The organism is Mesorhizobium sp. M1E.F.Ca.ET.063.01.1.1 (assembly GCF_003998155.1).
Taxonomy (GTDB): Bacteria; Pseudomonadota; Alphaproteobacteria; order Rhizobiales; family Rhizobiaceae; genus Mesorhizobium.
This window is the reverse complement of the sequence record NZ_RZSC01000193.1, coordinates 1-9210: the sequence shown is the minus strand read 5'-3', so window position 1 is coordinate 9210 and position 9210 is coordinate 1. Positions and strand designations below refer to the sequence as shown.

Below are 9210 nucleotides of genomic sequence, written 5' to 3'. Positions count from 1 at the left end.
GCTTCGGTTTGCTCTCGCACTATCGTTGCGCATGGATGGCGTGCCCGATGAACGTTATGGCCGCCCGAAGGGCGGTGCTAATCGAAGCAACCTCCATCTTGAGCAATTGACTGGCCGTGGCACCGACAAGGACTATGACGACGCGGTCCGACTGCTGTTGTCGATTAAGCATCAGGCAGATCTTTTCAGCAGCCAAGCCGAATATGTGGATCTGGTCCAGCGCCATTTTAGACGTGGTGTCGAGGCGATGATGCGCGCTTGGCAACCGGGCCGCGATTTTCACGACTACCTGCTAGACGAGCTCTATTTCCAGGCCGGCACCACTGGCCAGCCCGTCAACGACCTTGCTGCTGTGCCGAGCGACGACATGCTCAAACAAGGACTGGCAGCGATCGGCGTCAAGGCAACACCTGCCGGAGCGGCGGTGAGCGGGCCGCGGCTGATGCGTTTTCCACTGACGCTCAATGGTGTTGAGGACTTCGATCGCTTGCGGCGCGGCCTGGAAGACCTCTCCTTCACGCTTGGGCTGGGTTCTGCGAGCGTAAGCATGGTTCGTGAAAGCGGAGAACGTCGCGTCACGATCGAAATCCCGCGTCCAAGCGCCACCTGGCATGACGTCCGGTGGGCTGATGTTGCACCCATACTGGCAGATCGGCCAGAAGCGCTCCCGGTATGTCCAGGAACGGATGTCTTGGGCGTGCCCTTCGTGTTTGACCTCGCTGAGGCGCCACACCTGTTCGTCGCGGGCGCGACCGGCAGCGGCAAGAGCGTCTGTCTCAATGCACTTGTTCTGTCGCTTCTCGCTGCCAAAAGACCGCCAACGCTTGTCATGATCGATCCCAAAGGGCTCGATTTTGCAGACTATGAAGGCTGCGCAAGCCTGCGTGAGGGACGCGTCGTCACCGATATGAATGAAGGGGTGCAGCTGTTGCACGCTATGGTCGACGAGATGGAGGGCCGCTCTTCGATCCTGCGTCAATACCAAGCGCGCAACATCGCCGAGGCACAGGCGGCTGGAGCTGCGCTCGAGCGCATCGTTATCTTTGTCGACGAACTGGCAGATTTCCTGATCGGCAAGAGCGGAGCCCAGGAGCCGTTGGTACGGTTGGCGCAAAAGGCCCGTGCCAGCGGCATCCATTTGGTCCTTGCAACACAGCGCCCCGAAGCAGCGACGTTCCCGGGCTTGCTTCGTTCGAACATCCCAAGTCGAATTGCGCTCACTGTCCAGAAGGCTGCCGATTCCAGGATCATACTTGACGAGGCGGGGGCAGAGAATCTCCTCATGCGAGGCGACATGCTTATCAAGATTGCCGGGCGCGATACGCGTCGTGTCCATGGCGTACGCGTCGACCGCGACGACATTCTTCGAGCTGTCAAGCAATCCGGGCTGAACCTATAATGGCGATCCGATCCACCCATTTCGCACTGGCCGGACTGACCCTTCTGGACGTCGGTCCCCTTCGCGACACGACCTCGGTGAGCTTCCTCACCGCCGAACACGAACCTGCCAACATTTATTTGGTGATGGGGCCGAATGGTGGAGGCAAGACCACCTTGCTCGAAGCTATCGCGGCAGCAATGTCGATGTTGGGTGCGGCCATGCACGCGAAATACGGCGTGCCCTCGCTTGATGAAGGTAACGGCGGTGTCCAACTCGATGCGCTGATCAGGCTGGATGACGGCATCAGCAGCGAGACGTTTATCCTTTCGATTGTGCTTGGCAGCCCTGGTCTGCTTAAGAATTGGACCGAGCCTGACTTGCAAGCGACGGGAGCTTCTGCGCAGCTTGTCTTGCGTTACGGGATAAGACCTGGTTCCCGGGTGATTGAACGGTTCGCGGATTCGGACAGGCAGGCGCTTGACTTCGCTGACACCATAATAGCCGAGATCGGAGAGCCGACCCGGAGCCTGTTTGGCACTGGATCTACCGCGTTCCCAACCTTGCTCTATTTCCCTTCCGATCGCGGAATCGCCCGAAACAGCGCCGGAGGGCAAGTAATCGCCCGCCCGGAGCAATTAAGCTATGCCCCGGTGCACGTTTTTGGCGTTGATGGGGCAACTTGGGCCAGCTCACTCGACAACCTTTTTGTCTGGTTTGCCTGGCTTGGCGACGGTCGCGAGGAGCTTTGCCGGGAGATTGTCAATCGCTATGTTTTTCGCGATGGGAGCAAGACCCTCCTCGATGTCGATCGTGAGCGGTTACGCGCGCCCGTTTCGGTTGACGGTATTGTCGAGCACGGCCTCGACCAGCTTAGCAGTGGCGAGCGCCAGTTGGTCCAATTGCTGGTTCGTATTGCCAGCCACATGAGCGCAGCGACGATCGTTCTGATCGACGAGACAGAGCAGCACCTTCATCTCGTCATGCGTCGTCGGCTTATCACTCTTATCAAGGAGTGGGCGAAAGAGCATACCGGACTCAGCTTTTATATAACGTCACACCAAGCTGATTCATTGCGTATTGTTGCTCCAAAGGTGCCCGAAGATGGGCTTCGCAAATTTGGTTGCCTGGTGAAGCCGCGGTTCAAGGCATCTCGTCGATGAGCAATGTCGCTTCGTTCGATGAATTTGATACCGACCTAGAAATTGATGCCCACAGCCGGGGCCTGCCACGGATCATTCTGGAGGGGGCGACCGACGTATGGCTTTTCCGGGACATCTGGTTCACCAACTACTTGGCCAAATTCGAGTTTGTCCCCGCTTCCCGACTGGCTGACGGAGACGGCTGCACCGCAGTCCCGGCTGCCGTCCAAAAGAGTTGGGAAGAAGAAATACCGGCGTTCGGTATCCTCGATCGCGATGTATATTTTCGCCGGAAAGTATGGGACGCGTTATATGAACCCGAGGAGATGCGTTTCCGGACGTTCGAGGCCGATGGCAATTTGTTTGTGTCGGAACTGTGGGAGATCGAAGCGCACCTCATCTTGCCGGAATTGCTCACGCCTTGGGTAATTGGCTGCAGCCGTGATCCGATCCGGTTCGGCCATCTTGCCGGCGATGCACTCCAGCGTGCGCTCGCCCAGTGCGATATTCTCTTCGAGGCAGCCCCCTATCTTGCAGCGATGCATTCAGATGGTAGAGCCGCAACAGGTAGCTTTGGCGAACTTCCCCTTGAAGAAGTGCGCGAAATATGCGCGAGCCGCCTCTTGGACCTCAGTGCCGAGGCAAATGAGCAAGCCCGGTTGGTCGCAAACTTCGTTGTTCACGTCCGAGCCGGCGCGCCAGATGAACCAGCCGCGCGATTGCGCTATTATCTCAAGTTCATTGACACCAAGCGTTTGTTAGACAGGCTACGCAATGCGTTGCGCCTCACGACCCATCACAACAGTCATCAAATGTTGGCCGGCTTCATGCGTCAGGGCGCAACTGAGCCCGAAGAACTCAAACGACATCTCACTCATCTGATAGAACGTGTCGGGTCCGCTTGAGCGCTGAACAACGCGCCTCAGGCTGGGGCTGCTTCGCAGTCTTGCTAATGTGAGCGCGCGCCGGACATCAACTGCGCGAAGGCATCTTCTATCGACAAGGCCGACTTTTCTGTCTTTGACAGCTTTTCCATTCCTCGAGCCCAGTGAGCCGCTACGAGGTCCTGGAACTCACGCCGGGTCAGTCCCGCAACGCCTGAGTGCTCCACAATCAGAGCGATCCAAAGCGTCAGATCGGCCTCGTCCTGGCCGAACAACGTGTCGCCTCTGATCGGCCGCCCACTGCTGTCGGAAATCGGCACGGGTGAGGTGGGCTCCGCTAGAGAAAGGGAGAGCGCCAGCCGCGCCGGTTGATATCGATACGGCAGCTCGAGCGTCTTCTGAATGCGGGAGTTTTCAGAATCAGCGGCAAAAGATGTCCGAAAGTCAGCACGCGCGATATCGCCGATCTGAAGTGGGGAACGAATTTGATTCATGCGGCTCGCCTCGGAAAATAGCCTTTCTGAACCAACGTCTCGCCCAGGCCACCGCCTTCGGATCGATAAGTGAGATGGTGTTCGGAGCCGACCCGACTCTCGATCCGATCGTAGTATCTGCCAGACACTTCCTCGGGCTGCGACAGAAGGATCGTCTGAGAACTGCGCGAGGTAAAATAGTCCAGAACGCGGTCGCGATGCTCAGTGTCCAGGCGACCGAGTGGCGTGTCGATGACGAGTGGAAGAGACGAGCCGCCAAGGCTGGTGATCGAAGCGATCAGTGCCATGGCAAAAATCTGGTTTTCACCTGCGGAGGCATCGGTATCCCGCAGGTCGCGCCCGAGCGCGTCGATCAACGCTACATTGCCGTCATGCGTTATAGCAACATTTTGCACGATACCCTTGTGCGCAAGGCCACGATAGGCACTGGTCAATGCGGTTGCCAGTTCCCCGTAGTACTCAGGCATGGCAAGCGAAATCGACTGCCTCAGCGCATGCAACACGGTCTTGGCTGCATCGGCCCCGCCGGCTGCATGGCCGCCGTTGCGGCGTTGGCCCTTTCGACGGTTCAGATCGATTTCCAAAGGCTCGATTTGAGCCTCAAGCTTACCCGCGACCTGGTCAAGCCGACGCCTTTGTCCCTCAAGCTCCGATATTTTTTGATTTAATTGTTCCAGTTCACCGACCAAAGCGGTTCGGTTCTCCTCATCGCGTTTACGCTGCACGTTGTGTTCTTCCATGCGCGAGATGGATTCGGTCAGTTCCGTGATCCTTTGCAGCATGCCCTCGATCTCACCTCGCGCGGATGTCCGTGAGCCGGTAAGCAATTCGTGCACGCGTCGGGCGTCGTGACCGACGAGATAGCCATGCAAGGTCGCAGTGTCGGGCGCGACTGCGGTTCCCAAAGAGGTTTTCCACGCCTCTTGAGTCCGTCGCGCAAGATCGGCGAGTGCTTCAGGCGACAACGACGGCTTGGTCCGCCCCAGAGCTGTGATAAACTCACGCAGCATGCGCTCGTCTTGTCCACGCGAGCGCAAGGTCGAGCGGGCTGCTACGTCGAGGGCGCTCTCCACGCCTTGAAGAAGTTTCGAGGGAATAAGGAGGAATGGCAACAGCCTTACGCCGGATAGCAGCAGATCATGCCGAGCGGCGTGCAGCTCGGCCTCAAGCTTTTTACGAAGCTCAAGCTCGGCATGGCGCTCCTGATAGGTGCCATCGCCGATTGACCCGATTGACCTGACGATCTCGTCGCGGCGCCGGCGCGACGGTCCAAGGGCAGATTCCAACACTTCGAGATCGGCTCGCGTATTCGACAATTCGTCCGTCAAGGCCGAGACTTGTAAGGTCAATGAAGCTTCGACCCCGTCCGCCTGCACGTCCTTGCCGCGGTCCCGCGCATAGTCGGAAAGATCATTCAGCAAGGCGGTGATGATGCCGACACCGAGAGCGCTCTCAAGACCGAAACGTACCTGTTCGTCCAACTCGCGCTGTGCCAGACGCCGAATTTGCTCGCCGTCGAATAGCAAGAAGGGGAGCATACTGGCAGGCGCGATGCGGCGTTCGATCTCGAAGAATGCAAATTCGGGGCCGGGGACATCGGGCGGCGGACTGAGGATGTGCCTATCATCTCCAGAGCGAAGCACCAGTTCCTCGTCATCCTCGACGAACGAACCATCATCGCCGAAGTACCAGTGCCGCTCGATCTCGAAAGGACCATCGTCGCAATCGATTTCAACCACCACTGACATATCGCGATCGCCACGTTCAAAGGCCTGACGATGCATCGCACGCTCAATGGCCTGGTGATAATCAGAGCGTCTTGGCGTGATGCCATCACCTTCTTCGCGACTCAAGCGCGATCGGTCGATATGTGCGCGCACTCCGTACAAGCACACCGCCAGGGCCTCCAGGATGCTCGTCTTGCCATTGCCGTTGTTACCACCAATCAGCGCGACGGGCCGTTCGGGAGGGGCTGCGAAATCCAGTTCGGCCCGCTCGAAGGCTTTCCAGTTTTGCAAATGGATCCGTTTGAATCGGAACGGCCGCGCCGCACGGGTCACCGTAGGGTTCCAGGCAATCGTCGACCAATCAACCGGAGCACCGAGGATCTCATCGAAGCGATTGAACAATCTGCGGCGATTGCCGCTCGAACCATAGAGATTGCGGGCCGAGATCAATAGGTCGAGGTAGGAGGAGACGCCGTTAACGGGGAGATAGGCTTGATTGGACATGCCGTTAGAACTTCGTCATGGCGATGGTATCTTCGGCCCAGATGCGTCGTATAACGTCGATCTCGGCTGGCGACACCAGTTGCATATTCACCTCGCTCTGAACTGCGATCAACCGATCAAAGATCTCTCGGCGCGCCGTGAGGGTGAAGGGGTCTGGAATAAGACGCCCTTCTCCTACGAAATTGAGGGTGCCATTTCGGCGCTTGGCCATACGCTTTGAGCCGTCCTCGCGGATGGCCTTCAGCCAATCGCGGAACTCAAGCAGGGGTTCCAGATCGCCATAGCCGGCTTCGATAAAGGACTCTGCGCTCTTGTCCTTCTCCACCACTGTGCAGGTCCAGCAACCAAATCGCGAGGAAGCCGTGCCGCAAGATGGTGCCTCGGACTTGTCGGTCACCAGCGGGCACTCACCGCCTCCGGCATTGCGGTACATCGTCACCAATGCGCGGTGCGTACCGCCCCACGGCGGGGACGACTGCAAAAGTGTCTGCCAGACCTCATCCGTCGAAAGATCCACGATCGGCTTATATACGAGACAGTTCTGCAGGCTGTTGTGGGGGTTAAGGCGTCGGCCATTGTCGTAGCGAATGACGCTGCGCCGACGCTGAGTGGATTCCGCGCTGCGCACGCCAAGCAGCAGAATGGCCTGGCCGGACTCGTCGACTTGAGTCTTGATGTAAGTGGTCGTTGGAGCGATCTTCATGCGATCCGTGCACCAGCGGAAGACCCGACTGGGGGATGGATAGCCCCGCCCGATAAGATTGACCCAGAAGGTCTGCTCCACATCCGGGATCGTCTTGGCAACGGCGATCGGTAGCCGTAGGGGCTCCACGGCCTGCCGCATCCGTTCCAGCACCATGTCAAGATGGTGGGCAATCACCGGTGACTCCACGAGCGTATCGTTGGCCACGATGTGGACCGCGCGTCGCCGCTTACGCGGAGGTAGTGACAGCAACATCTCACAAACCAGCTGCGCAAGCAGCGTGCTGTCCTTGCCACCGGAAAACCCGAGAATCCAAGGTGTCAAATGCGGCTGCAGGTATTCATCGCGAATGTCGGCAAGGATTGCCTTCAACCGATCACCCAGCTGGTCGACTGGCTCTAAGTCTGGGTCTATCACGGCTGCTGTCGTCATGCTCTTCTCCGGGTCGAACGCAATGCTTCAACCGCCCGTTCTATGGCGTCTGCCGCGATGTCAATCTCGTCGCCTGTCGTTCCGTGCCCCAGACCAATACGGACCGCCGTTTCGGCTTGCTGTGTCGAAAGACCTATGGCTAGCAAAACATGTGAAGGCGCAAGGGTTTTCGCGCTGCAGGCCGACCCGGTCGACAAGGATATCTCGTCTTGTAGCCGAAGGACCAACGCTTCGCCATCGACACCGTCGAATCGCAGATTAAGGTTCCCTGGCAATTTGGACTTGGCATCGCCATTCTCAACGACCCCGGTGATCGCCAGCAGTCGCGAGCGCAACCTGTCCCGCAGCCGCGCGACACGAATGGATTCTTGAGCCATTTCTTCGCTCGCCAAGGCGCAGGCGGCGCCGAAACCGACGCAGAGCGGCGGCGAAAGCGTACCGGAACGCGCGCCGCTCTCCTGACCACCGCCGCGCAACATTGGTGCCAGCTTTGGTCGCAGACGGCGGGTGACATGTAACGCTCCGACGCCGGTCGGCCCCCCGAGCTTGTGAGCCGAGACACTTGCCAAGTCGAGCAGCGACGTCGAGACCGGCAGCTTACCTGCGATCTGCGCTAGATCGGAATGAAGCAAGGCACCGCTGGCGCGCACGATCCTCGATATCTCGCCCATCGGCTGGACGACGCCGATTTCGTGGTTCGCCCAAGCCACCGAAACGAGGCCGGTGGTTTCGTCGAGCATGGCTTCCAGCGTCGCCAGATCGACACGCCCCGTCCATGCGACAGGTATCGTATCGACGACCCATCCTTGACGCCGCAGATCCGCAGCTTTCTCCAAAATCGACGCATGCTCGATCGCGGACACGACGATCCGTCGTTTTCCGACGCCCTGAAGGTGTTCGGCCAAACCGCCCAGGGCCAGATTGTTCGATTCTGTCGCCCCAGACGTGAAGACTATTTCCGACGTACGCGAACCGAGCAGCTCAGCGACTTGGCTTCGAGCAGCCTCGACCGCCGCGTGGGCGGTCCCACCATGCTTGTGTGTGGAATGAGGATTGGCATCGACTGCCACATATGCCTCGACCATGCGTTGCAGAACGCGAGGTTCTATAAGCGAATGGGAATGATAATCGAGGTAGATCGGCGCGGTGAGCATCTATTCGCCGTCCAGCGTATTTCTCAGGAACACGCCGGCACCAACATCAGCCCGGACGAACATCACCCCGTTAGCCTCGAACGTCCGCACAATGGCGCCGACGGTCCTAGATGTGAGTTTTTCGAGACCCTCCTCGAACCGACCGATCGTATTCACGCCAACGCCGCATTCCTGGGCTGCCCTGGCTTTTGTCCAATCGAGGAGGATACGGGCAGCACGTATATGCCGTCCGCGCACGTCTCTTGGTGGCGCGATCTCGTATGTGTTTGGCGAATCCATGTGACGATTGTTGCCACACGCGAGGTATTCGGCAAGCCAAAAGGTACGAAATGTACAACTAGGTTCAAAAAGCCCTGTCAGCGCAGTTCGCAGACGCTTCGGGTTCCATGAGCGCCGAGGTTTGTTGGCCACTAGGCCCGTCCCTCTGTCGACCGATGGTCCAGGAAACTCCCTCCCCGCCCACGATCCCTGAGACCTGCTTGCCAACTGCCGATCAAGTACGGGCCGCCATCGCACGAGGGTGAACTCACGCGATTTTTCGACCACTGCGTATTTGCCGCTGGCAAGTTCGATTGATGATCGGCGTAACGTGCCCTGTATTCGATTTCCAGTCTGGGCTTCCGCACAGGGCAGACCGAGTTCCTCCGCGAGCTGACCGGCGATCCGGTTCAGCTCACGCTGTCGCAGGATCGAAATCATGTTGGCGCGATAGACGATCTGGGCCTGCTGTTCATGGGCGAGGCCTTGCGAGATCAACCACTGCCGCCGCCGAGCCTGTGCCTCATGTACCTC

Annotated in this window: 8 protein-coding genes; 3 read left to right on the top strand and 5 right to left on the bottom strand. The window is 58.7% G+C overall.

Annotated features, from left to right (window positions below; translation table 11 throughout):
* The 3 genes from EOA29_RS15855 to EOA29_RS15845 all read left to right on the top strand — a co-directional run.
* Positions 1-1399: FtsK/SpoIIIE domain-containing protein (locus EOA29_RS15855; RefSeq protein WP_127221124.1), on the top strand; the 1399-nt coding region annotated here is incomplete at its 5' end.
* Positions 1399-2541 (top strand): AAA family ATPase, encoded by a 1143-nt coding sequence (locus tag EOA29_RS15850; RefSeq protein WP_127221123.1) that lies wholly within the window; start codon positions 1399-1401, stop codon positions 2539-2541. The genes EOA29_RS15855 and EOA29_RS15850, both read left to right, overlap by 1 nt.
* Positions 2538-3425 carry a hypothetical protein gene (locus EOA29_RS15845; RefSeq protein WP_127221122.1) on the top strand — a complete coding sequence of 296 codons (888 nt, stop codon included), beginning with the start codon at positions 2538-2540 and terminating at the stop codon, positions 3423-3425. Before EOA29_RS15850 ends, EOA29_RS15845 begins: the two co-directional genes overlap by 4 nt.
* Before the next feature lie 44 nt (positions 3426-3469).
* Here the strand turns inward: EOA29_RS15845 and EOA29_RS15840 are convergent, their stop codons facing one another.
* From EOA29_RS15840 to EOA29_RS43010, 5 genes are all read right to left on the bottom strand, one after another.
* Positions 3470-3898: a DndE family protein gene (locus tag EOA29_RS15840; RefSeq protein WP_127221121.1), complete on the bottom strand. Its 429-nt coding sequence runs from the start codon at positions 3896-3898 to the stop codon at positions 3470-3472.
* Entirely contained in the window at positions 3895-6129 is a 2235-nt protein-coding gene (locus tag EOA29_RS15835; protein WP_127221120.1) for an AAA family ATPase, read from the bottom strand. Before EOA29_RS15835 ends, EOA29_RS15840 begins: the two co-directional genes overlap by 4 nt.
* Before the next feature lie 4 nt (positions 6130-6133).
* Entirely contained in the window at positions 6134-7264 is a 1131-nt protein-coding gene (gene dndC / locus EOA29_RS15830; protein WP_127221119.1) for a DNA phosphorothioation system sulfurtransferase DndC, read from the bottom strand.
* Positions 7261-8418 carry a cysteine desulfurase family protein gene (locus tag EOA29_RS15825; protein WP_127221118.1) on the bottom strand — a complete coding sequence of 386 codons (1158 nt, stop codon included), beginning with the start codon at positions 8416-8418 and terminating at the stop codon, positions 7261-7263. The genes dndC and EOA29_RS15825 overlap by 4 nt, the downstream gene beginning before the upstream one ends.
* A partial coding sequence (locus EOA29_RS43010) for a DUF3363 domain-containing protein (RefSeq protein WP_245468477.1) occupies positions 8419-9210 on the bottom strand: 792 nt, incomplete at its 5' end.

Coding starts and splice junctions, on each gene's coding strand:
- EOA29_RS15850 (WP_127221123.1), top strand. CDS start 1,399: ATGGCGATCCGATCCACCCATTTCGCACTGGCCGGACTGACCCTTCTG.
- EOA29_RS15845 (WP_127221122.1), top strand. CDS start 2,538: ATGAGCAATGTCGCTTCGTTCGATGAATTTGATACCGACCTAGAAATT.
- EOA29_RS15840 (WP_127221121.1), bottom strand. CDS start 3,898: ATGAATCAAATTCGTTCCCCACTTCAGATCGGCGATATCGCGCGTGCT.
- EOA29_RS15835 (WP_127221120.1), bottom strand. CDS start 6,129: ATGTCCAATCAAGCCTATCTCCCCGTTAACGGCGTCTCCTCCTACCTC.
- dndC (WP_127221119.1), bottom strand. CDS start 7,264: ATGACGACAGCAGCCGTGATAGACCCAGACTTAGAGCCAGTCGACCAG.
- EOA29_RS15825 (WP_127221118.1), bottom strand. CDS start 8,418: ATGCTCACCGCGCCGATCTACCTCGATTATCATTCCCATTCGCTTATA.